Source organism: Frateuria sp. YIM B11624 (genome assembly GCF_049727805.1).
Taxonomy (GTDB): domain Bacteria; phylum Pseudomonadota; class Gammaproteobacteria; order Xanthomonadales; family Rhodanobacteraceae; genus Frateuria_A.
Window position 1 is genome coordinate 35,869 of sequence record NZ_JBCNYA010000027.1, and the last position, 22,616, is coordinate 58,484.

General features: G+C 68.6%; 23 protein-coding genes and 2 pseudogenes. 19 read left to right on the forward strand and 6 right to left on the reverse strand.

The genetic code is table 11. The features are described 5' to 3' along the window. Window positions 1-514: 514 nt before the first annotated feature. From AAIL17_RS13860 to arsC, 4 genes are read left to right on the forward strand one after another with little or no spacing between them, the layout of a single operon-like run. Window positions 515-1,417: a segregation and condensation protein A gene (locus tag AAIL17_RS13860; RefSeq protein ID WP_424683441.1), complete on the forward strand. Its 903-nt coding sequence runs from the start codon at window positions 515-517 to the stop codon at window positions 1,415-1,417. Between the two features lie 32 nt (window positions 1,418-1,449). After that, on the forward strand, window positions 1,450-2,316 hold the full coding sequence (scpB, locus tag AAIL17_RS13865) for an SMC-Scp complex subunit ScpB (RefSeq protein ID WP_424683442.1): 867 nt from the start codon (window positions 1,450-1,452) through the stop codon (window positions 2,314-2,316). Then, complete coding sequence (locus tag AAIL17_RS13870; RefSeq protein WP_424683443.1) at window positions 2,313-3,701, forward strand: pseudouridine synthase; 1,389 nt, start codon at window positions 2,313-2,315, stop codon at window positions 3,699-3,701. The genes scpB and AAIL17_RS13870 overlap by 4 nt, the downstream gene beginning before the upstream one ends. Continuing rightward, window positions 3,701-4,051: an arsenate reductase (glutaredoxin) gene (arsC, locus tag AAIL17_RS13875; RefSeq protein WP_424683444.1), complete on the forward strand. Its 351-nt coding sequence runs from the start codon at window positions 3,701-3,703 to the stop codon at window positions 4,049-4,051. The genes AAIL17_RS13870 and arsC overlap by 1 nt, the downstream gene beginning before the upstream one ends. Before the next feature lie 182 nt (window positions 4,052-4,233). Here the strand turns inward: arsC and AAIL17_RS13880 are convergent, their stop codons facing one another. Genes AAIL17_RS13880 through AAIL17_RS13890 form a run of 3 tightly spaced genes read right to left on the reverse strand, consistent with a single transcriptional unit; the run spans window position 4,234 to window position 7,203 of the window. Next, on the reverse strand, window positions 4,234-5,049 hold the full coding sequence (locus AAIL17_RS13880) for an amidohydrolase (protein ID WP_424683445.1): 816 nt from the start codon (window positions 5,047-5,049) through the stop codon (window positions 4,234-4,236). Continuing rightward, window positions 5,037-6,182, reverse strand: a complete 1,146-nt coding sequence (locus AAIL17_RS13885) for a pyridoxal phosphate-dependent aminotransferase (protein ID WP_424683446.1) — start codon at window positions 6,180-6,182, stop codon at window positions 5,037-5,039. The genes AAIL17_RS13880 and AAIL17_RS13885 overlap by 13 nt, the downstream gene beginning before the upstream one ends. Before the next feature lie 43 nt (window positions 6,183-6,225). After that, the gene (locus AAIL17_RS13890) at window positions 6,226-7,203 is read right to left on the reverse strand and encodes a LysR substrate-binding domain-containing protein (RefSeq protein ID WP_424683447.1); all 978 of its coding nucleotides are present in this window, start codon (window positions 7,201-7,203) and stop codon (window positions 6,226-6,228) included. A 116-nt stretch (window positions 7,204-7,319) separates the two neighbouring features. Here AAIL17_RS13890 and AAIL17_RS13895 point away from each other — a divergent pair, with 116 nt between their 5' ends. The 13 genes from AAIL17_RS13895 (at window position 7,320) to AAIL17_RS13955 (ending at window position 18,610) form a co-directional block, all read left to right on the forward strand. Next, window positions 7,320-7,904 (forward strand): FMN-dependent NADH-azoreductase, encoded by a 585-nt coding sequence (locus tag AAIL17_RS13895; protein WP_424683448.1) that lies wholly within the window; start codon window positions 7,320-7,322, stop codon window positions 7,902-7,904. 171 nt (window positions 7,905-8,075) lie between these two features. Beyond that, window positions 8,076-9,737, forward strand: coding sequence for an amidohydrolase (locus AAIL17_RS13900; protein WP_424683449.1), 1,662 nt, complete (start codon window positions 8,076-8,078; stop codon window positions 9,735-9,737). Window positions 9,738-10,132: 395 nt separating this feature from the next. Beyond that, window positions 10,133-10,456, forward strand: a complete 324-nt coding sequence (locus AAIL17_RS13905; protein ID WP_424683450.1) for a hypothetical protein — start codon at window positions 10,133-10,135, stop codon at window positions 10,454-10,456. 3 nt (window positions 10,457-10,459) lie between these two features. Beyond that, a complete protein-coding gene (locus tag AAIL17_RS13910) occupies window positions 10,460-10,834 on the forward strand; it encodes a GntR family transcriptional regulator (RefSeq protein ID WP_424683451.1) in 375 nt (124 codons plus the stop codon). Continuing rightward, window positions 10,831-11,688, forward strand: coding sequence for an ABC transporter ATP-binding protein (locus tag AAIL17_RS13915; protein ID WP_424683452.1), 858 nt, complete (start codon window positions 10,831-10,833; stop codon window positions 11,686-11,688). Before AAIL17_RS13910 ends, AAIL17_RS13915 begins: the two co-directional genes overlap by 4 nt. Next, window positions 11,685-12,668, forward strand: a complete 984-nt coding sequence (locus AAIL17_RS13920; RefSeq protein ID WP_424683453.1) for an ABC-2 transporter permease — start codon at window positions 11,685-11,687, stop codon at window positions 12,666-12,668. The genes AAIL17_RS13915 and AAIL17_RS13920 overlap by 4 nt, the downstream gene beginning before the upstream one ends. Before the next feature lie 28 nt (window positions 12,669-12,696). Next, window positions 12,697-13,398: a hypothetical protein gene (locus AAIL17_RS13925; RefSeq protein ID WP_424683454.1), complete on the forward strand. Its 702-nt coding sequence runs from the start codon at window positions 12,697-12,699 to the stop codon at window positions 13,396-13,398. 90 nt (window positions 13,399-13,488) lie between these two features. Beyond that, window positions 13,489-14,028 carry a DUF2884 family protein gene (locus tag AAIL17_RS13930; RefSeq protein WP_424683455.1) on the forward strand — a complete coding sequence of 180 codons (540 nt, stop codon included), beginning with the start codon at window positions 13,489-13,491 and terminating at the stop codon, window positions 14,026-14,028. A gap of 43 nt (window positions 14,029-14,071) precedes the next feature. Beyond that, entirely contained in the window at window positions 14,072-14,773 is a 702-nt protein-coding gene (locus tag AAIL17_RS13935) for a DUF4386 domain-containing protein (RefSeq protein ID WP_424683456.1), read from the forward strand. A gap of 36 nt (window positions 14,774-14,809) precedes the next feature. Beyond that, the gene (locus tag AAIL17_RS13940) at window positions 14,810-15,226 is read left to right on the forward strand and encodes a DUF6326 family protein (protein WP_424683457.1); all 417 of its coding nucleotides are present in this window, start codon (window positions 14,810-14,812) and stop codon (window positions 15,224-15,226) included. Window positions 15,227-15,522: 296 nt separating this feature from the next. Next, a complete protein-coding gene (locus AAIL17_RS13945; protein ID WP_424683458.1) occupies window positions 15,523-16,419 on the forward strand; it encodes a class I SAM-dependent methyltransferase in 897 nt (298 codons plus the stop codon). 78 nt (window positions 16,420-16,497) lie between these two features. Continuing rightward, the gene (locus AAIL17_RS13950) at window positions 16,498-17,991 is read left to right on the forward strand and encodes an AlkA N-terminal domain-containing protein (protein ID WP_424683459.1); all 1,494 of its coding nucleotides are present in this window, start codon (window positions 16,498-16,500) and stop codon (window positions 17,989-17,991) included. A 106-nt stretch (window positions 17,992-18,097) separates the two neighbouring features. Next, on the forward strand, window positions 18,098-18,610 hold the full coding sequence (locus tag AAIL17_RS13955; protein WP_424683460.1) for a methylated-DNA--[protein]-cysteine S-methyltransferase: 513 nt from the start codon (window positions 18,098-18,100) through the stop codon (window positions 18,608-18,610). A 12-nt stretch (window positions 18,611-18,622) separates the two neighbouring features. Here AAIL17_RS13955 and AAIL17_RS13960 read toward each other — a convergent pair whose 3' ends face one another. Beyond that, window positions 18,623-19,042, reverse strand: coding sequence for a hypothetical protein (locus AAIL17_RS13960; RefSeq protein ID WP_424683461.1), 420 nt, complete (start codon window positions 19,040-19,042; stop codon window positions 18,623-18,625). Window positions 19,043-19,089: 47 nt separating this feature from the next. Here AAIL17_RS13960 and AAIL17_RS13965 point away from each other — a divergent pair, with 47 nt between their 5' ends. Next, window positions 19,090-20,331 (forward strand): ectonucleotide pyrophosphatase/phosphodiesterase, encoded by a 1,242-nt coding sequence (locus AAIL17_RS13965; protein ID WP_424683462.1) that lies wholly within the window; start codon window positions 19,090-19,092, stop codon window positions 20,329-20,331. A 7-nt stretch (window positions 20,332-20,338) separates the two neighbouring features. Here the strand turns inward: AAIL17_RS13965 and AAIL17_RS13970 are convergent, their stop codons facing one another. Both AAIL17_RS13970 and AAIL17_RS13975 read right to left on the reverse strand, forming a co-directional pair. Next, window positions 20,339-20,731: a VOC family protein gene (locus tag AAIL17_RS13970; RefSeq protein WP_424683463.1), complete on the reverse strand. Its 393-nt coding sequence runs from the start codon at window positions 20,729-20,731 to the stop codon at window positions 20,339-20,341. A gap of 11 nt (window positions 20,732-20,742) precedes the next feature. Next, window positions 20,743-21,983: pseudogene (locus AAIL17_RS13975) on the reverse strand (MFS transporter). Window positions 21,984-22,276: 293 nt separating this feature from the next. On the opposite strand from AAIL17_RS13975, the pseudogene AAIL17_RS13980 reads away from it, so the two are divergent. Then, window positions 22,277-22,616 (forward strand): annotated as a pseudogene (locus AAIL17_RS13980) (hypothetical protein); the annotation flags it as partial.

The following is a 22,616-nucleotide window of genomic DNA, read 5'->3' on the forward strand; positions in this document are numbered from 1 at the left end:
GACATCATCCCACAACCGCCAGGCAGGCCGCAGGAAGTGCCGCGCGCGGGGTTTGCCGGACGCAACGTGTCACATGCTGCCCCAGGCGTACGCACCGCCTGGTCCCGCCGACGAACGGGCCATCGGCGCATACTGGACTTGCCGCAACGCTGCCGCTAACCTGTCGTCCATGCCTTAGGTTCCAGCGTGCGCCGTGCCGGTCGGTACCGGTCACCGCGGCACGTATCCCAGGTTCCGGCAGATCGATTTGAACCGTCCGCGGCGCCGTGTCGCCATCCTGTCCTGCGTCCTTGCCACGGCCCGATGCCCGGCGCGGACGCCATGGTGGTCGCCTGAACCCGCCTGATCGAACCGCCGCCAGAGCGGCTTCGTCATGCGACATCGCAGCGATGGCTGCCGTCGGCCCCGGGGCCGCGGTCGCGAGGGGAAAAGTCCGTCCACAGGGCTCCGCCCGACAAGGACGACAGGTTTGAAAGCATTGCCGGCCGCGTGAGCGGCCCCACGACATGCATTGATGAGCACAGAACCGCAGCAGCCGGCCGTACCGTCGCAGGACGCCTTCGCGTCGATCCCCCAGCAGCAGGAGATGCCGCTGGCGATCGTGCGCGGCGAACCGTTGCTGCAGATGCCGCAGGACCTGTACATCCCGCCGGACGCACTGGAGGTTTTCCTCGAGGCGTTCGAAGGTCCGCTGGACCTGTTGCTGTACCTGATCCGCCGGCAGAACCTGGACATCCTGGACATTCCGATTGCCGAGATCACCCGGCAATACATGGAATACATCGACATGATGCGGGACGTGATGCGGCTGGAACTGGCCGCCGAGTACCTGCTGATGGCCGCGATCCTGGGCGAGATCAAGTCGCGGCTGCTGCTGCCGCGCCCGCCGGCCGAGGAAGGCCTCGAGGACGACCCGCGCGCCGAACTGGTGCGCCGCCTGCAGGAATACGAGCGCTTCAAGAAGGCCGCCGAGGACATCGACACCCTGCCCCGCGTCGAGCGCGATACGGTGGCCGTGCACGCCGAGGTGGGCGAGCGCAACGTGGTCAAGCTGCCGCCGCCGCTGGACCTGAAGGAAATGCTGCTGGCGCTCAAGGACGTGATGCACCGCGCCGAGCTGTTCGGCCACCACGCGATCAAGCGCGAGGCCCTGAGCGTGCGCCAGCGCATGGGCGAACTGCTGAGCCGGCTCGAGGACGGCACCTTCCACCGCTTCGAAAGCCTGTTCGACGTCAGCGAAGGACGCCTGGGCGTGGTGGTCACCTTCCTGTCGATGCTGGAGCTGGCCAAGGAAATGCTGGTGGAGATCGTGCAGGAAGAACCGCTGGCGCCGATCTACGTCAAGGCCAAGGCTGCGCTGGCCGAGGAAAACGCCGAACTGCCGGACGACATGCCGGTTTCCGCCGCCGCCGAATGAGGCGCCGGTCCACCCGAACCATCCCCTAGGCCATGCAGATCGAGCAACTCAAACCGATCATCGAGGCGGCCCTGCTCGCCGCCAGCCAGCCGCTCACCGTGGCGCAGCTCGGCGAGCTGTTCGTCGAAGAGGAGCAGGTCGACCGCGAGGCGATCGCCCGGGCGCTGGAAGCGCTGGCCGAAGACTGCGCGGGCCGCGGCATCGAGCTGAAGGAAGTCGCCTCCGGCTTCCGCTACCAGGTTCGCCAGGACGTGCACCCGTGGGTGTCGCGCATGTGGACCGAGAAGCCCAGCCGCTACTCGCGCGCGCTGCTGGAAACGCTGGCGCTGATCGCCTACCGCCAGCCGATCACCCGTCCGGAGATCGAGCAGATCCGCGGCGTGGTGGTCTCTTCCAACATCATCAAGACGCTGGAGGAGCGCGAGTGGGTCCGCGTGGTCGGCCACCGCGACGTGCCGGGCAGGCCGGCGCTGTTCGGCACCACCCGCGCCTTCCTGGATTACTTCAACCTCAAGTCGCTGGACGAGCTGCCGCCGCTGTCCGAGATCCGCGACATGGAAGACCCGCAATTGCGGCTCGACCAGGAACCGCTGCCCCCGCCGGTGATCAAGGACCTGCCGATCGATCCGGACGAGGAAGGCGCCGAACCCGGGCGGGACGAAGCCCCTGCCGCGTCGGACGAGACCACCGGAGCCGGCGACGACGACCTGGTTTCCGCCGAGGAAACGTCGGCATCTACCGAAACCGTCGCCGAAGCCGCCGACAGCAACCAAACCACCGCCGCGCCCGACGATGAGGCGCCCGCCCCCACCCCATCTGCCACTGCCGACGAGGCAGCAGCCCAGGCGGACGTCGACACCGACGCCGCCGAGCAGGACACCGAGGAGTACCGCGCATGACTGCGCCGCAGAAATCCGTCTTGACCCTCAAGCGCGAAACCCGCGCCGAGGCCGCCGACATCCCCGCCCTGGAGGAGCGCCTGCACAAGGTGCTGGCCAACGCCGGCCTGGGCTCGCGCCGCATGCTGGAGCAGCGCATCCAGAACGGCGAGGTCGAACTCAACGGCGCCCCGGCCGGGATCGGTGCCAGCGTTCACGCCGGCGATCGCGTGGTGCTCGACGGCAAGCAGTTCGTCGTCGCCACCGACAGCCGCGACGATGCCGAGGTGCTGCTCTACCACAAGCCCGAAGGCGTGGTGACCACCCGCGAGGATCCCGAAGGCCGCCCCACCGTGTTCGAACAGCTGCCGCGCCTGAAGGGTGCGCGTTGGGTCGCGGTGGGCCGCCTGGACATCAACACCACCGGCCTGCTGCTGCTCACCACTGACGGCGAGCTGGCCAACGCGCTGATGCACCCCAAGAGCGGGCTTGGCCGCGAATACCTCTGCCGCGTGCATGGCGAGGTGCCCGACGAGACCATCGAGAAGCTCAAGGCCGGCGTGGAGCTCGAGGACGGCCCGGCCCGCTTCGACGAGATCGCCATCATCAGCCGCGGCGGCAGCCACAGCTGGTTCCGCGTGGTGATCCGCGAGGGCCGCAACCGCGAAGTGCGTCGCCTGTGGGATTCGCAGGGCTTCCTGGTCAGCCGCCTCAAGCGCATCCGCTACGGCAGCATCGAGCTGCCGCGCACCCTGCGCCGCGGCGAGAGCGAGGCGCTGTCCGAGGACGCCATCAAGGACCTGCGCAAGTCGGCCGGCCTGGGGCCGGCCCAGCCGGTGCTGACGCTGAGCCCGGTGCTGCACCAGCGCCGCGCCAGCCGCAGCGTCACCGAATACCGCCCCGAGCGCGGCACGCCGACCGGCTGGAGCGGCGCCTACCATGACGAGGCACGCGAACTGCGCGCGTTTGACCGCATCCGCGAGGAGCCGGCGCGCGGCAAGCAGCAGCGCCGCCGTCCGGGCAAGGAGGTCAACGGCAACGTGGCCCGTCCCGAGCGCCCGGCCAACCCCGCCCGCCGCAAGAACAAGCGCGGCGTGGCGCCGGGCCAGGAACTGCCCTCGGTGCGCACGTGGTTCGCCGGCGAAAGCCGCGAGGGCGGCGCCCGTGGCAATGCTCCCGGCGGCAACCGTCGCGGCGGCAAGCCCTCCGGTGGCGGCCGCGGTGGCGAGGCGCGCGGCGCCAGCCCCTACGCCGGCTTCGGCGGTGGCGGCGGCAATCGTGGCAACCGCCAGGGCGGTGCCCCGGGCCAGGGCGGCCGTCCGCAGAATCGCGGCAACCGTCCGCAGGGCCACGGCGGCAGCCGTCCGCACGGCGGCCGCGGCGGCAACCGATCCGGCAACCGCTGATGGCCGTGCGCATCTACCACAACAGCCGCTGCTCCAAGTCGCGCGGCACGCTGGAACTGCTGCAGGCACGCGGTATCGAACCGGAGGTGGTCAACTACCTGGATACGCCGCCCAGCGCGGAAGAGTTGAGGACCCTGCTCCGCCTGCTCGGCATGACGCCGCGCCAGCTGCTGCGCACCGGCGAGGCAGAATACAAGGAGCTCGGGCTGGCCGATCCGGCCGTGGGCGACGAGGCCATCGTGCAGGCAATGGTCGAGCACCCGAGGCTGATCGAGCGCCCCATCGTGGTGGCCGACGGCAAGGCGGCCCTCGGCCGTCCGCCGGAAGCGGTGCTGGCGATCCTGCCCTGATCGCAGGGTGGGCTTCAGCCCACGATTTCGCCGAGGTTGAACCCGCCCTCGCAGACGGTCGGAGCCGCACCCAGCGGGTAATCGACCGCAAGCTGCCCAAAAAGAAGCCGCCCTCGGGCGGCTTCTTTTCATCCAACACGGGCGGCGCATGGATGGTGCATGACTGTCTGGACATCGGACGGTCAACCGGGTCCCAGCATGAACTCGTCGGCGTCCATCCAAGCGGGAAAGCGTTCGCGATGCGCCAGCAACGGCGCCGGATCCAGCCGCACGGTGGCGACCTGCTCCTGCGTACCCAGTTCGATCAATGCCTCGCCCACCGGATCGATCACCGCGCTGTCGCCCGCGTACGGCAAGTCGTTGCCGTCCACGCCCACGCGGTTGACGCCGATCACGTAGGCCAGGTTCTCGATCGCCCGCGCGCGCAGCAGCGTGCGCCAGGGTTGCCGGCGCGGCGCCGGCCAGTTGGCGACGAACAAGGCGAGGTCGTAGTCCATGCCGCCGGCGGCGTTCTCCAGCCGGCGATTGCGCAGCCATACCGGGAAGCGCAGGTCGTAGCAGACCTGCGGCAGGATCCGCCAGCCCTTCAGCTCCACCACCAGCCGCTCGCGGCCGCCGCCGTAGCGGGTGTGCTCGCCGGCCATGCGGAACAGGTGGCGCTTGTCGTACTGCGCATGGCTGCCGTCCGGACGCATCCAGAACAGGCGGTTGTAGACCGTGCCGTTCTCGTTGATCGCCAGGCTCCCGCAGATCACCGCATCCACCTCGGCCGCGAGCGCGCGCAGCCAGGCCACGCCCTCGCCTTCCATGGTGTCGGCGCTGGCCCGGGTGTCGTTGCTGAAGCCGGACAGGAAGGTCTCCGGCAGCACGATGAGGTCGCTGCCGCGTGCCTGGCGCACCAGCGTGCCGTAGTAGTCGCGGTTGGCGGGCGCGTCGTGCCAGCGCGTGGCGCCTTGCACCAGGCTGACCGTCAACGGCTGCAGGCTCACAGGCGGCATAGGCGCTCCGCGGCGGCGGTCATGGTCGCGTCGCTCTTGGCAAAGCACAGGCGCAGCAGGCGCGTACCCGGCGGCTGTTCGTAGAAGGGCGTCAGCGGGATGCCGGCCACGCCGCCGTGCTCGACCAGCCAGCGCGAGAAGGCGAGGTCGTCCTCGTCGCGGATGGCCGAGTAGTCGACCAGCTGGAAGTAGCCGCCCGGCACATCCAGCAGCTTGAAGCGCGAGGGCGCCAGCAGCGCGCGGAAGCGGTCGCGCTTGACCTGGTAGAAGTCCGGCAGCTCCAGGTAATGCGCCGGGTCGTTGGCCATGATCTCGGCGAAGGCCGCCTGCGCCGGATGGAAGGTGCAGAAGGTCAGGTACTGGTGCACCTTGCGGAACTCGGCCGACAGCGCCGCCGGCGCCACCGCGTAACCGACTTTCCAGCCGGTGCAGTGGTAGGTCTTGCCGAAGCTGGAGACCACGATGCTGCGCTCGGCCAGCTCAGGGTGGCGCAACACGCTCTCGTGCCGCGCGCCGTCGTAGACGATGTGTTCGTACACCTCGTCGGAAAGCACCACGATGTCGGTGTCGCGCGTGATCTCGGCCAGCGTGTCCAGGTCGTCGGCCGAGAGCACGGCACCCGAGGGGTTGTGCGGGCTGTTGATCAGGATCATGCGCGTCTTCGGAGTGATCGCATCGCGCACGCGCTGCCAGTCGATGGCGAAACTCGGCACGGTGAGCGGGATGTGCACCGCGCGCGCGCCCTGCAGCTCGATGGCCGGCTCGTACGAGTCGTAGGCCGGGTCGAACACGATCACTTCCTCGCCCGTGCGCACGGTGGCCGCGATCGCCGAAAACAGCGCTTCGGTCGCCCCCGAAGTCACCGTGACCTCGGTCGCCGGATCCACGCGCCGCCCGTACAGCCGCTGGGTCTTGACCGCGATCTGCTCGCGCAGCGGCGCCGTGCCGATGCCCGGCGCGTACTGGTTCCTGCCTTCGGCCATGGCGCGCGTGAGCGCATCACGCAGCGCCTGCGGCGGCTCGAAGTCGGGAAAGCCCTGGCCCAGGTTCACCGCCTGATGATCCAGCGCGAGCTGGCTCATCACGCTGAAGATGGTGGTGCCGACCTTGGGCAGCTTGGTGTCGATGTTCATTCGCGCGGATGTCTGGAAGGCCAAACAACAAGCCTAGCATGGCTTACGTGCGCGGCTGGTCGAGCGGATCCAGCGGACGTTTGCGGCATTGCTCGTGCTTCTGCCGCGTGGCTTCGGGCAGGCGTTCGGCGAGGAAGTCGACCAGCGCGCGCACGCCCGGCAGCATGCCGCGCCGGCTGGGATAGACGAAGTGCATGGTGCCCTCCGGCGCGCTCCAGTCGGGCAGTACGACCTCCAGTTCGCCGAGCGTGACCGCCGGCGCACAGACGAACTCGGGCAGTAGCGCCACGCCGAGTCCGCGACGGGCAGCCTCCAGCAGCAGCGCGAACTCGCCGGTGACCAGGCGCGCCGACATCTCCACCGAGACGCGCTCGCCGTGTGCATCGATGAGCTCCCACACCTGCGCGCCCTCGTGCTCGAGCATGGTGAGCGCCGGCAGCGCGGACAGTTCCGCCGGCACCGTCGGCCGCCCCAGGCGGTCGAGCAGCGCGGGACTGGCCACAGCCAGCACGCGCGACAGGCCGAAGGTGCGCATCACCATGTTGGCATCGGCATCGAGCTTGTTGCGCACGCGAATGGCGATGTCGTAGCCCTCCCCCACCACGTCCACCCGGCGGTTGCTGGAGAGCACGCGCACCTGCACCTTGGGGTACTGCGCCAGGAAGTCCGGCAGCACGTGCGCCACCACCGTCTGCGCCAGCGACACCGGGCAGCTCAGCCGCACCACGCCGCGCGGCTCGGCGCGCAGTTCGTCGACCGCTTCCTGCGCGGCGCGCGCCTCCTCCAGCACCGCGCGGCAATGGGCGTAGAAGCGCTCGCCGACCTCGGTGACCACGAAACGCCGCGTAGTCCGCTGCAGCAACCGCACCCCCAGGCGTTCCTCCAGCTGGGCCACGCGCTTGCTCAGCCGCGATTTGGGGACACCCAGCGCGCGCCCGGCGGCCGAGAAGCCGTTGTGCTCGACCACCATGGCGAAGAAGTACAGGTCGTTGAGGTCCTGCAGCGTGCCGTCGAGGGTCATGCCTTTGTTTCCTTGTAGAAACGATAAGTTCAATATTAGCCGACTTATCAGGCCATTGTCGCAAAACTATCGTAGCTCCTGTCGCCGGCATGCCGGCCTTCGACTGGAGTCACGCCATGAAACTGCTGCACATCGATTCGAGCGCCCTGGGTAGCCACTCGGTCTCGCGCGGGCTGACCGCGGACATCGTGGCGCAGGTCAGGTCCGCCCGCCCCGACGCCACCGTCCGTTACCGCGATCTTGCCGCGCAGCCGCTGCCGCATTGGACGCCGGTGGCCGACGCCAGCGATCCGGCCGCGTTGCTGGGCAACGAGGTGATGGACGAGTTCCTCGCCGCCGACGTGATCGTGCTCGGCGCGCCGATGTACAACTTCGGCATTCCCAGCCAGCTCAAGGCCTGGATCGACCGCATCATGGTGGCCGGCAAGACCTTCCGCTACACCGCCAACGGCCCCGAGGGCCTGGCCGGCGGCAAGCGGGTGATCGTGGCTTCCAGCCGCGGCGGGTTCTACAGCGAAGGCACCGCTGGCGCGGTGATGGATTTCCAGGAGAACTACCTGCGTGCGGTGCTGGGGTTCCTCGGCATCACCGACGTGGAGTTCGTGCGCGCCGAGGGCGTGGCGGTCAGTGCCGAGCACAAGGAGCAGGCGTTGGCTACGGCACGCGACGCGATCGGGACGCTGTTGCCGAAGGCGGCGTAATCCAGGCGCCGCTCGTCCCGGAAACGCCGGAGTCGGTGGGCCTCGCCAGCCCTTTGACTTCGGCGTGTCCCGCCTACGCCGGCGCGAACGGTTTTCTTCCTGTGCCGCGCGCAGTGGAAAAACCCGGCCCGGCCCGACACACTGCGGCTTTCCCCACAGGAAGCCGCGCGCATGAACCGCACCCTGCGTCTGTCCCTGCTCGCCCTGCTGGCCGCTGCGCCGGCGCTGCAGGCCGCCGATCTGTACGTGCACAACGTCAAGGGCTACACCCTCGATGGCCACGGCAAACTGCAGCACTTCGACGCCCTGCTGGTGGATGACGGCAAGGTCGTGGCCACCGGCACCGATACGGCGCTGGCCGGGCGCGCGGGCGATGCCAAGGTGGTCGATGGCCACGGCAAGACCCTGCTGCCCGGCCTGATCGATGCCCACGGCCACGTGCTGGACCTGGGCTACGCACGCAACCAGGCGGACCTGACCGGTACGCAGTCGCTGGAGGAGGCACTCGCCCGCGTCAAGGCCTACGCCAAGGCGCATCCGGACGCGCGCTGGATACTCGGCGGCGGCTGGAACCAGGTGATCTGGAAACTCGGCCGCTTCCCCACCGCCAGGGAGCTGGATGCGGTGGTTTCCGACCGGCCGGTCTGGCTGAGCCGCGTCGATGGCCATGCGGCCTGGGCCAACAGCGCCGCCATGAAGCTCGCCGGGATCACCCGCGACACCAAGGACCCACCCGGCGGGCGCATCGAACGCGACGCCCAGGGCAACCCGACCGGCGTGTTCGTCGACGGCGCCGTGTCCCTGATCCAGGCGCCCGAACCCACCGACGCCGAGCGCGCCGCCGCCCTCGATGCCGCCCTGGCGGAGATGGCGAGCGTCGGCATGACCGGCGTGGGCGACGCTGGCATCGACCTGCCCAACTACCGCCTCTACAAGCGCTATGCCGACGAGCACAAGCTCACCGCGCGCATCTACGCGATGATCCGCGACACCGGCGAGGCCTTCGACACGATCACCGCCGAAGGTCCGCTGGACGGCTACGGCAACGGCTTCCTCACCGTGCATTCGGTCAAGCTGTTCGCCGACGGCGCGCTGGGCAGCCGCGGCGCGGCGATGCTCAAGCCCTACACCGACGACCCGCACAACCACGGCCTGCTGTTCATGAGCCCGGGAACGATGGAGTCGAAGATCGAAAAGGCCTTCGCCAAGGGCTACCAGGTCAACATCCATGCGATCGGCGATGCGGCCAACCGCGAGGTACTGGACAGCTTCGCCGCCGCCTACAAGGTGCGCCCGCAGGCGAAGGCGTTGCGCAACCGCGTCGAGCACGCGCAGATCCTCTCGCTCAAGGACATCCCGCGCTTCGTGCCGTTGAATCTGATCGCCTCGATGCAACCGACCCACGCCACCTCGGACATGAACATGGCCGAGGACCGCGTGGGCCACCAGCGCATCGAAGGCGCCTACGCCTGGCGGCGTTTCCTCAACCAGGGCACGGTGGTGGCGTTCGGCTCGGACTTCCCGGTCGAGTCACCCAACCCCTTCTACGGCCTGCATGCGGCGGTGACCCGGCAGGACCACCAGAACCAGCCGCCGGGCGGCTGGTATCCGGACCAGAAGCTCAGCCTGGTCGAGGCCCTGCGCGCCTTCACCCTGAGCGCCGCCTACGCCGCCCATGCGGAGAAGACGCAAGGCTCGCTGGAACCGGGCAAGTACGCCGACTTCATCCTGGTCGACCGGAACATCTTCACCATCAATCCGCAGGACCTCTGGAAGACCAAGGTGCTGGGGACCTGGGTCGGCGGCAAGCAAGTCTATTCAGCGCCGAAGTAAACGTAGGGTGGGCTTCAGCCCACCTTCCCTGCTTAAGGCAACGTGCCCGGTGGGCTGAAGCCCACCCTACGCTGGCTGGAGCCCAGGCCGGCCGGCCCGTAACTCCTGCCAGGGCGCCATTCCCGCGAAGACGGGAGTCCACCCTCGCCCGCCCATCGAAGCCACCCGGGATTCCTGCTTTCGCGGGAATGACGACCGGCGAGGGGCAGCTGCTTCGGCATGACGAGCCGCCCGCGGGCTCGAGGCCGCCCACAGCAGGGCGCTCCAACACGCTGACTCGCAAGCCATTTCCCAGATAGGCCATCAGTCATGGCCTGTTGCCTGTTGACGCTTTTCGGAATGGTGTTATAGTTCACTACAACACCGGTCCACGAGGTCACTAAAGGAGACCCGCCATGAAAGCGCAGAACCTGATTGCCCTGGCCGCCGCCACGCTGTTCACCGCGACGGGCCTGGTTGCCCTGAACACCCCCGTGCGCACCGCGCCGGCTTCCGAAATCAACGGCATCCGCGTGGTCACCCTGGCCCCGGTCGAAGTCAATCCGACCGCCAGCGAGCTGCGCGCCGCCGCGCTGGTGGACGGCGCCGACATCACCAGCGCCACCCTGGCGCCGGCGCTGGGTGCGCACGCCGAAGCGGGCGCCACCCTGCTCGGGGCGCAGTTGGCCATGCCCTACTATTCGTTTGGCACCCAGATCGCCCGTGCCAGCAAGGAATAACGTATGACCATCACCTGGAACGACAGCGTCCCGATCTACCGCCAGCTTCGCGAACGCGTGGTGGCGATGATCCTGGATGGCGCCTTGAACGAAGGCGACCCGCTGCCGTCGGTGCGCCAGGTGGCGGCGGATTTCCAGATCAATCCGCTGACCGTATCCAAGGCGTACCAGGAGCTGGTCGACGATCAACTGGTCGAAAAAAGGAGAGGACTGGGCATGTTCGTCAACGAGGGGGCCCGCGAGGCCTTGTTGAAGTCCGAGCGCGAGCGCTTCCTGCGCGAGGAATGGCCGGCCCTGTTTGCGCGCCTGCAGCGCCTGGGACTGGATCTCAAAACGCTGATGCGCGAAGCGCCGGCCACCACGGAACAGCAGCCATGAGCGCCATCGTCACTGCGCGGAACCTGAGCAAGCGCTACAAGAATACGGTCGCGCTGGACAGCGCGAACTTCGAGATCCAGTCCGGCCGCATCGTCGGACTGATCGGTCCCAACGGCGCGGGCAAGACCACCGCGCTCAAGGCCATCCTGGGCCTGACGTCCTTCGATGGCGAGTTGTCGGTGCTGGGCTACGATCCGCGCACCCAGCGCGACAAGCTGATGGAACAGGTCTGCTTCATCGCCGATGTGGCGGTGCTGCCGCGCTGGATCCGCGTGCGCGAGGCGATCGACTTCGTCGCCCACGTGCACCCGCGCTTCGACCGCACCAAGTGCGAGGGTTTCCTCAAGCGCACCAAGCTCACGCCGGACCAGCGCGTGCGGCAGATGTCCAAGGGCATGATCGTGCAACTGCACCTGGCCCTGGTGATGGCCATCGACGCCCGCCTGCTGGTGCTGGACGAGCCCACGCTCGGCCTGGACATCCTCTACCGCAAGCAGTTCTACCAGAGCTTGCTGGAGGACTACTTCGACGAGAACAAGACGATCATCGTCACCACCCACCAGGTGGAAGAGATCGAACACATCCTCACCGACCTGATGTTCATCCGCGACGGCAAGATCGTGCTGGACACCGACATGGAGGCCGTCGGCGACCGTTTCGCCGAAGTGATGGTCAATGCCGACAAGGCCGCCGAGGCACGTGCGCTGCAGCCGATCGACGAGCGCCAGGTCTTCGGCAAGAGCATCTTCCTGTTCGACGGCGCCGACCGCGCAAGGCTGGAGACGCTGGGCGAGATCCGCCGACCGTCCGTCAGCGACCTGTTCGTCGCCACCATGAAAGGGACCTACGCATGAAAACCCTTGTCGGCAACAATCCGCTTGGAAGCAACATGTTCTGGCTCGTCAAGCGCGAGTTCTGGGAACACCGCGGCGGCTTCCTGTGGGCACCGCTGGTCACCGGCGGCATCTTCCTGCTGCTGAACGTCATGGGCATCATCACCATGGAAGTGGTGGGCGCCCGCCACGGCATCAGCTTCGGCGCCACCGGCAACCTGCAGCACGTCATCTCGAAGATGGACGCGGGCGACCTCAGCCAGGTCGGCATGGCGCTGGACGTGGCGATGTACTCGGCGATGGCGCTGATCTTCGTGGTGCTCGGCTTCGTGGTGTTCTTCTACTGCCTCGGCGCGATCTACGACGAGCGACGCGACCGCAGCATCCTGTTCTGGAAATCGCTGCCGCTGTCCGACTCGGAAACCGTGCTGTCCAAGGTCGTCAGCGCCACCATCGTGGCGCCGGTGATCGCCACGATTGCCGGCATCGTCGCAGGCATCCTGCAGTTGCTGATCCTGGCCATTACGCTGTCCTTCCATGGCGTGCACGTGTGGCAGTTGCTGACGCTGGCCCATCCGTTCCGTGTCACTGTCAACATGCTCGGCCACATTCCGCTTTACCTGCTGTGGGCGCTGCCCTCGGTGGGCTGGCTGATGGCCTGCTCGGCCTGGGCCCGCACCAAGCCGTTCCTGTGGGCCATCGCCCTGCCGGTCGCCACCGGCCTGCTGGTCACCTGGTTCGGCATCATGGGCCTGTTCAACCTGTCGGCCGGCTGGTTCTGGCAGAACATCGTGGCCCGCGCCCTGTTCAGCGCCTTCCCCGGCGCGAGCCTGGTCGGCAGCGACGACCTCATCCACACCGGCAAGAACAATCTCGACTTCATGGACCTCGGCAACGCGTACCAGTTGCTCGGCTCGGCCAACCTGTGGATCGGCGTGGTGGCCGGTGCGGCGCTCATCGCGGCGGCGATCTGGTTCCGCCGCTGGCGCGACGAGGGTTGATCCCCGGACACGGCCAAGGAGAATCCCGATGAAATCCAACGCACTCACCCTCGGCCTTGCACTGGCCCTGTTGCTGCCGCTGGCCGGCTGCGGTCGATCCGAACAAGCCGGTTCGGGCAACGACGACGGCGTGACACAGGCGATGGCGGAGGTCCAGAAACAGACCTCGCCGTCGGCCCTGTCGGCGGAGATCCACAAGGGCATGGAACAGGCCAAGCGGGAGCTGGCGACCAGGGACATCGACGTGGACAGCGTCCACATCGGCAAGGGCCCGCACCACCAGAACGATTCGCGGCCCCGGGCCGTGATCACCCCGCAAGGCGATCTGGTGATCGCAGGCAAGACAGTGCAGGCCACGCCGGAACAGCACGCCATGCTGCTCGACTACCGCCAACAGATCATCGGCATCGCCGAGGCCGGCATGGACATCGGCGCAGACGGCGCCAGCCTGGGCACCCAGGCGGCCAAGGAGGCGATCTGGGGCGCACTCACCGGCAAGAGCGACAAGGAGATCGAAGCCGCCATCAAGCCGCAGACGGACCAGATCCAGGCCTCTGCCCTCCGCCTCTGCCAGCGCATGCCCGCCCTGCTGACCTCGCAGCAGAAGCTCGCCGCCGCCATGCCGGAGTTCAGGCCCTACGCCACGATGACGCAGGAGGACGTCGACGACTGCGGCCGGGACATGGCCGACAAGAACGGCAAGAAGGGTGTTGCCGCGTTTTCCGACTGATCCCGTAGCGGCCGTCCCGGCGCGCACGCCGAAGCCCGATTCCCTTCGACGACGCCCGATGCATGCGGGCACGACAAGCCTCGAGGTCCCATGATGTTGATCCGTAACACTGCCATCGCCCTCGTTCTCGCCGCCGGCTTCGCGCTCGGCGGCTGCGGCAACGGCTTCCACACCACCACCATCGCCAACGGCGGCATCGTGGTGAACGGCGATGAAGTCACCCTCCACGGCACCGGCGGCAGCGAAGCCACCATGGATGCCGCCGGCAAGCTGGAAGTGGACGGCCGCGAGGTGGCGGTCGACGCCGCGCAGCGGCAGTTGCTGAAGCAGTACTACCAGGGCGCCCTGGCCGTGCGCGAACACGGCCTGGCCACCGGCAGGGCGGGCGCCGGCGTCGCGGTGCAATCGCTGAAGAATGCCGCGGCACACGTGACCGGCGGCGACAGCGAGCAGGCCGATGCGGGACTCGACGACGCCACCCAGCGGGTCAATCGGGAAGCCTCGAAGATCTGCGTGGACATCCAGCAGATCCGCCTCGCCCAGGACCGGCTGGCCGGCTCGCTGCCCGCGTTCAAGCCGTTCGCGGGGATCATCGACGACGACGGGTCCGATTGTTCGAAGGACTCCTGACGCCCCGTTCCGCGACGACGAGCCAGCTGCGATGGAGGCAAGCATGAAAGGGAACGCGAGGGTCGCAGGCCTGCTCTACCTGGTGACCGTGGTCACCGGCATGTTCTACCTGGGCTACGTGCCTTCGCAGCTGGCGACCCATGGCGACGCGGCGGCCAGGGTAGCGGCCATCCTCCAGGCGCAGACGCTGTTCCGGCTGGGCATCGCGGCCGAACTCATCTGCCACGCCGCGTTCCTGCTGCTGCCGCTGGCGCTGTACCGCCTGCTGGCTGGCTCTGGACGGAACGCCGCGGTGCTGATGGTTGCCTTCGCCGCTGCCAGCGTGCCGCTTGCGTACGCCAACCTAACGCACCGCTTCGAAGTGCTTTCGCTGCTTGGCGATGCGGAGTACCTGCGCGCATTCACGGCCGCACAACTGCACGCCCAGGTCATGCTGCAGCTCGATGCCTACCGGCACGGCCTGCTCGTGCTCGAGGTCTTCTGGGGCGTCTGGCTGCTACCGTTCGGCTACCTGGTTTTCAGGTGCGGCTTCCTGCCCCGGCTGCTGGGCGTGCTGCTGGTGCTGGGGGGCCTGGGCTATCTGGTGGATGTCTTCGCCACCCTGCTGCTGCCTTCCTATCCGGCCTCGGCCGTCGCCGACTACATCCTGCTGCCGGCATCGCTCGGCGAGATCGGCACCTGCCTGTGGCTGCTGGCGGTCGGCGTACGCCTGCCGGCAAAGCCGGCAATCGCCGAGCCCGCCTGACGCGCATTCCGGCTCACACATTCCAAGGAGGAACCGATGACTTCGATGCGACTGCAGGATGTGACGATCCACGTGAGATTCAAGCTGTCCGCGCTCTGGGCGGCCATCATGTCTTGCTACATCTACGGCGACTTCTGGGGCCTGTACCGACCAGGCAATCTTCGCGAAATCCTCGACGGCGGCGGTCCCCTGGGACCGATCAGCCAGGGCTCGCTGGTAGCCGTATCCGTACTGGTGGCCATCCCTGCGGCCATGATCTTCCTGTCGCTGGCGCTGCCGCCGCTGCTCGCCCGCTGGCTCAACATCCTCATCGGCGCTGCGCTGACGGCGATCGTACTCGCCACCCTGCCGGGCGCATGGGCCTTCTACGTGTTCATGAGCCTGGTCGAAATCGCGCTGCAACTCGGCATCGTCTGCTACGCCTGGCGCTGGCCGCGGCAGTCGCCAGCCTGACTGATCCGCGTCGGCGGCAGCGGCGGCATCCTGCGCGGTTGCGTCCGCTGCAAGCCCTCGCGTTTATCGAACGATGACGCGCCCAGGCGCAAGTTCTCATCGGGGACGCGGGATCATCTCCTGCCCGATGGAGCGCTTATGCGCACGGCAATCTTCATCCACTGGCTTGCCACGCAGGCAAGCTGCGCGCGCCATGCCGGAACCGCAGCGATTGCCCGTGCAGCGACCTGGGAGCCGATCGGCGCAATGCGCCCGTGTCCCACTCGCGCGTCGAGACGGACGGCACGGGGGATGGTATGAGCAACGCGTCGCGGGACGATGCCTCAGGCCGGGGCGGCGCACGCTTCGCGCGCGCCGTACGTCCGGCGTTTCCGGATGGGCATTTCTATTCCCCCGTGGTGGACGTGCCGCAGACCCTGGCCGACGAGGAGCGGCTCTGGGGCCATGTGTCGCAACCGGCCGGTCTGGATCTCAACCCAGCGGGCCACCGCCAACTGCTGACGCAGGTGTTCCCGTCACTGATCGACGGCTACGATTATGCGAGCGAAGGGCCGGCCGACGAGCAGCTTGACCGCTTCTACGACTTCAACGGTCAGTTCGAACGCCAGGATCCGCGGGTACTGTTCTGCATGCTCCGGATGATCAGGCCCCGGCGCATCATCGAGATCGGCTCGGGCTACTCCACGCTCCTGATGATGGACGTGAACCGGCGTTTCCTCGGCGGCGAAACGGCTATCACCTGCGTGGATCCCTATCCCCGCCCGTTCCTGCGCCAGGCGCACTACGCGGGCGAGGTCACCCTGCTGGACAGGCGCGCGCAGGACCTGCCGGTCGGCATGCTCACCGCGCTGGATGCCGGCGACGTGCTGTTCGTCGATTCATCGCACGTATCCAAGACCGGCAGCGACGTCAACCGCATCGTCCTGCAGGTGCTGCCGCGGCTGAAGCCGGGGGTGTACATCCATTTCCATGACATCTTCATTCCGGACGACTACCCGAAGGAATGGATCGAGATGGGTTTCTCCTGGAACGAGCAATACCTGCTGCAGGCGTTCCTCGACTTCAACCCGTGTTTCCGAGTGATCTACGGCTGTGCCATCGCGCGCGAACTGCACGCGCGCGAATTGCGCCGGTTCCTGGGCGACAACCCGCCCAATGGCGGCAGCCTCTGGCTGCAGCGCTGCGACGCATAGCCGATACGCCCGAAGCCTGGCGCATTGATGTCCGAAAACGGCGAGTATCCCGTTGGAGGCGGTGCTAGCCTGCATCGCATGTCCCCATCGCACGCCACCCTGCCCGACCACCACGTCTGCGAACAGGCGCGCCTGAGCCGGGATCCCCGTTTCGACGGGCTGTTCTTCACCGCGGTGACCAGCACGCGCATCTATTGCCGTCCGGTCTGTCCGGCGCCCTCGCCCAAATCGTCGAACGTGCGCTATTACGCCAACGCCGCGGCCGCCGAGGCCGATGGCTTCCGGCCGTGCCTGCGCTGCCGGCCCGAACTTGCGCCCGGCAATCCCGCCTGGCATCCGGGCGAGCACGTGGTGGCGCGCGCGTTGAAGCTGATCGATGCCGGTGCGCTGGCCGAGGATTCGCTCGAGGGCCTGGCGACCCGCGTCGGCGTGGGCACGCGCCAGTTGCGGCGGCTGTTCGTCGAGCACCTGGGCGCGCCGCCGCTGAGCGTGCACACCACGCGACGGCTGCTGTTCGCCAAGCAGCTGCTGACCGAGACCGCGCTGCCGGTGACCGAGGTGGCGCTGGCCTCCGGCTTCGGCAGCCTGCGCCGCTTCAATGCCGCCTTCGCCCAGGCCAACCGCACCGCGCCGCGCGAGCTGCGCCGACAGCCGCGCGCCGCCACCGGGAACGCACTGGTGCTGCGGCTCGGCTACCGCCCGCCGTACGACTTCGACGGCGTGCTGGATTTCCTGCGCACCCGCGCGCTGCCGGGCATCGAGCAGGTCGACGCACACACCTACGCACGCGTGTTCGGGCCGGCCGACACACCCGGCTGGCTGCGCCTGTCGGCCTGGCCGGAGGGCGAGCATGCGTTGAGGTTGGAGCTGCACTGCCCACAGCCGGCGCGACTGCTGCCGCTGGTGACGCGGCTTCGCCGGATGTTCGACCTGGATGCCGAGCCACGCGCGATCGCCGCCACCCTGGGCGCCGGCGGCGTGCTGGCGCCGCTGGTGCGCATGCGGCCGGGCCTGCGCCTGCCGGGAGGATGGGACGGCTTCGAGATCGCGGTGCGCGCCGTGCTCGGCCAGCAGGTGAGCGTGGCCGCGGCGCGCACGCTGGCCGCGCGCATCGTCGAGCGCTGGGGCGAGCCGCTGGCCGTACCAGCGTTGCCTGGCCTGGCGCGGTTGTTCCCCACGCCGGAACGGCTGGTCGATGCCGACCTGCGCGAGATCGGCGTGATCAGCGCGCGCGCCGAAACCATCCGCGGCATCGCGAGGGCGCTGCTCGATGGCCGCGCGGACTTCCGCGCAGAGCAGTCGCTGCAGGAATTCGTGGCGCGCTGGACCGCGCTGCCCGGCATCGGCGAATGGACCGCCAGCTACATGGCGATGCGGGCGCTCAGCCATCCGGACGCCTTTCCCGCGGCCGACCTGATCCTGCGCCGCGCCGCGGCCGGCGACGGCGGTGAACTCAGCACCCGCGCGCTCTCGGCGATGGCCGAGGCGTGGCGGCCGTGGCGGGCCTATGCGGTGATGCACCTCTGGCGCAGTGTCGCCGACCAGGCGCCTGCCCAACGGAAGCGGGCATGATGGCTTCGCTGCCCGTTGATTCGGTTGCGCCGAGTCGAGCGCGACAGATTTTTGTCCGGTCCCTCCCGCGTGCGGAGAACCGATGCCGGTACAATGGACTCCATCCATGAGCTCCATCTGGTACGACAACCTGTCTACGCCCATCGGCTGCCTGCGCCTGGTCGCCGACGGGCAAGGCCTGCGCGAGGTCTGGTTCGAGACCGGGCGCCACCAGCGCGACCCTGCGCCCACGTGGACGCATTCGCCGCCGGCGCTGGCATTCGCGCGCGTGCAACTGGAGGAATATTTCGCCGGTACGCGGCAACTGTTCGACCTGCCGCTGCACCCGATCGGTACGCCGTTCCAGTTGGCGGTATGGCAGGAGCTGGCACGCATCCCCTATGGCACGACGATCAGCTACGGCGAACTGGCGCAGCGCATCGGCCAGCCGCAGGCGGTGCGCGCGGTGGGCGCGGCCAACGGACGCAACCCGCTGCCGATCGTGCTGCCCTGCCATCGGGTGATCGGCGCGAACGGCAGCCTCACCGGCTTCGGCGGCGGCCTGCCGACGAAGCGGTTCCTGCTGGCGATGGAAGACGGCGTGGCGCGCGGCGACCTGTTCGGCCTCGCATCGCGCTGATCGACGGCAGCCTCAACCGCCGCTGCGCGACGGCGCCGGCCCCTTGTCCGGATGCACCACCGGCGGCGCCACGGCGCTCTGGTAGCGGTCGAGCAGATCCTGCTGGCGTGCGCGGTAGAGCTCGCGCTGGGACTGGTCGGCCTGGTCCAGCCGCACTGCCTGGACCGGATTGGCGGCGTACGGACGCCGCGCCACGTCCATCTGGTTACGCCGCAACTGTTCCTCCAGCTGATTCTTCTGCAACTGGTCGCGCACTTCGTGCTCACGAACGACCTGCTGGAAGCGGGCGTTGGCCGGCGGCTGGAGCACGACCACCGGAGGCGGTGCCGCAGGCCGCGGCGGCTGCGCCTGCCAGGCACTGGCCGTGGCCGGCAGCGCCAGCACGAAGACCGTGGGCAGCAGGCGAAGCGATGCGCGGGTTTTGAACGACATGGAGGCGATGCGATGATGCGGGGTTGGTTCATCGTACGGGTCCGCCTATGAAAATCCTGTTTCGCGCGCTGTGCTGCCTGGCGCTCGCATTCAGCGCCGGTTGCGCCACCACGCCGCGCCATGCCGGCAAACCCACGCCGCTGCTGCTGGTGTCCATCGACGCCTACCGCGCCGACTATCTCCAGCGCGGCCTGACCCCGACCGTGGCCGGGCTCGCGCGCGACGGCGTGCGCACGGCGATGCAGCCGTCCTTCCCGTCGCTCACCTTCCCCAACCACTACACGATCGTGACCGGCCTGCGCCCGGACCACCACGGCATCGTCAACAACACCATGTATGACGCGCAGCTGGGCAAGTTCTCGCTGGGCAACCGCAAGGCGGTCAGCGACGGACGCTGGTGGGCGCAAGGCACGCCGCTGTGGGAGACCGCCGACCGCCACGGCCTGCGCACGGCGACGATGTTCTGGCCGGGCTCGGAGGCCGACATCCACGGCCGCCACCCGGACTACTGGAAACCCTACGACGGCACCGTGACGCCCACCCAGCGCGTCGACCAGGTGCTCGCCTGGCTGGACCTTCCGCCGGACCAACGACCCACCTTCCTCACTCTGTACTTCGATGCCGTCGACCACGCCGGCCACCACTACGGTCCGGATTCGCCGCAGGTCGACCAGGCCCTGCGCGAAACCGACCAGGCACTGGCGCGTCTGGTCCAGGGCCTCAAGCAGCGCGGCCTGTACGACCGCATCAACCTGATCGTGCTGGCCGACCACGGCATGGCATCCACGCCGCTGGACCACAGCGTACTGATCGAACGCGAGCTCGACCTCGACGACGTGCAGGTGGTCAGCCTGGGCGTGCTGGCCGGCTTCAATCCCAGGCCGGGCCACGACTTCGCACCCATCGAGGCGAAGCTGGAGCGTCCGCACCCGCACATGCGCTGCTGGGACAAGACTCGTGTGCCGGCGCGCCTGGCCTACGGCCACAACCCGCGGGTACCGCAACTGTTGTGCCTGGCCGACGTCGGCTGGCGCATCACCACGGCGCAGTGGCTGGCCTCGCACAAGGGCCGCGTCAGCCTGGGTGAGCATGGCTACGACAACGCCGCGCCGCAGATGCGCGCGCTGTTCGTGGCGCACGGGCCGGCCTTCCGCGACGGCGCCACGGTGCCGTCCTTCCCGAACGTGGACGTCTATCCGCTGATGGTGCACCTGCTCGGCCTGCCGCCGCAGACGAGCGACGGCGACTACGACGCGGTCAAGGGCATGCTCGAACCCGCGGCGCGCTGACCCGGGCTCACGCCCCGGCCGCCGCGTAGTTGCTCACCTCGACCAGGTTGCCGTCCGGATCGCGGAAATACACCGACAGGATCGGACCGTGCGCCCCGGTGCGCGGCACTGGCCCCTGCAGCACCTCCACTCCGCAGGCGGCCAGGTGCGCGAGCACCTGCGGCATCGGCACCGCGGTGATGAGGCACAGGTCGCCGGTGCCCGGCATCGCGTTGGGCGCCCTCGGTTCCAGCTCGGCGCCGACCGCGTGCAGGTTGATCTTCTGCGATCCGAAGGCGAGCGCACGGCGGCCCGCGCCGAAGGTCACCACCTCCATGCCCAGCACGCGCGCATAGAACGCGCAGGTCGCATCGACGTCCGCGACGGTAAGGACGATGTGGTCGATCGCATCGATGTTCATGCCTGCTCCGGTCATGGCAAGGGTGGCTCGGTGCCCGGCGACGGCGGCCCCGGCAAAGGCTGCAGGAAATACAGCCGCCAGGCGATCAGCAGCCCGGCCAGCACCATCGCGCCGATGAACGCCGCCACGCCGCTCCAGCCGTGCGACGCGTAGAACAGGCCGCCGCCGGCGCCGGCCAGGCTTGAGCCCATGTAGTAAGCGAACAGGTACAGCGACGAAGCCTGCGCCTTGGCGTTGCCGGCGCGACGTCCGACCCAGCTGCTCACGATCGAGTGCCCGCCGAAGAAGCCGAAGGTCACCGCCACCACGCCGGCGATCACCAGCACCAGCGGCCGGAAGGTGGTGAGACCCACGCCCGCCAGCATCAAGGCGAAGGTCGTCCACAGCACGCGGCGGCGGCCGAGCCTGCCGAGCTGAAGGTACCGATCAGGTACACGCTGAAGATCAAACCGACCACCGCCTGGCTCAGGTCGTACGGCGGCCCGAGCAGGCGGTAGCCGATGTAGTTGTAGACGGTGACGAAGGCCCCGAGCAGCAGGAAGCCTTCGATGAACATCCACGGCAGGCCGGCATCGCGGAACACGCCGGCGAAACGCGCCAGCAAGGTGCGCGGGCGCAGCGGCTGGCGCTCGAAATGATGCGAGGGCGGCAGCAGCTTCCAGAACATCAGGCCGGAGGCGAGGCCGATACCGGCCACCACCATCACGCCCACGCGCCAGTCGAAGAAATCCGCCAGCACGCCGGTGACCAGCCGCCCGCCCATGCCGCCGATGGCGTTGCCGCTGATGTACAGGCCCATGCCCAGGCCAATGGAGTCCGGATGCATTTCCTCGCTGAGCCAGGTCATCGCCACCGCCGGCAGGCCGCTCAGCGAGAGGCCGAGCAAGGTGCGCAACACCAGCAGGCTGGTCCAGCCGGGCACCAGCGCGGTCAGCAGCACCAGCAGCGCCGAGGCGATCAGCGACACGGTCATCACCGACTTGCGCCCGTAGGCGTCGGAGACCGCGCCGGCGAACAGCATGGCGAACGCGAGTACGCCGGTGGTCAGCGACAGCGACAGCGCGCTGGTCGCCGCGCTCACGCCGTAGTCCTTGCTGAACTCGGGCATCAGCGGCTGCACACAGTACAGCAGGCCGAAGGTGGCGATGCCGGCGGCGAACAGCGCCAGGTTCGCCTGGCGGAACAGCGCGGTGCCATGGCGGATCAGCGATCCGTCGTCGGTGCCGGCAGCCGGCACGGGGTGGTCGTTCATCGGCTGCCTTGGGCGGGCCGTGGCGGGTGGGAAGCACCATTGTCCTCTCCAGTGCCACCGCAAGCCACCGCTTTTGCTCCCTCTCCCCTGCGGGGAGAGGGCTGGGGTGACGGGTGGGGCTCGCCGGGAAAGGCATATCGCTGGCAGTCTGCTTTGGTCTCGTGTGGCACTCTCAAGGAGCGGACGAAACATCCGTTCCTTGAACAACCGACGCTGTCGCGAGCCCCGGCCCCTCACCCCGACCCTCTCCCCGCAGGGGAGAGGGAGCCAGTCTGAGGCAACACTGGAATCCCATGCTTCGAACCACATCGTTTCTGCTGCTTTCGCTGGTCTTGGTGGCCTCGTGTTCCAGGCACGAGGAGGCCTCCGACGCACTCCAGCCGACGCCCACGTCGCCGCTGGTGGATACCGCCCACGGCTTCGCCATCACCGTGCCGCACGACATGCACGTCCGCCGCGACTTCCAGCGCAGCTACCTGGCCAACGCCGCCTGGAAAGCCTTCGCCGGCGACGACAGCCACGGCACGCCGGTGCTGGCCCTGATCCTCGACGGTTCCAACAACATTACTGCCGCCGAGTTGCGGGGGGGGGGGGGGGGGGGGGGGGGGGGGGGGGGGGGGGGGGGGGGGGGGG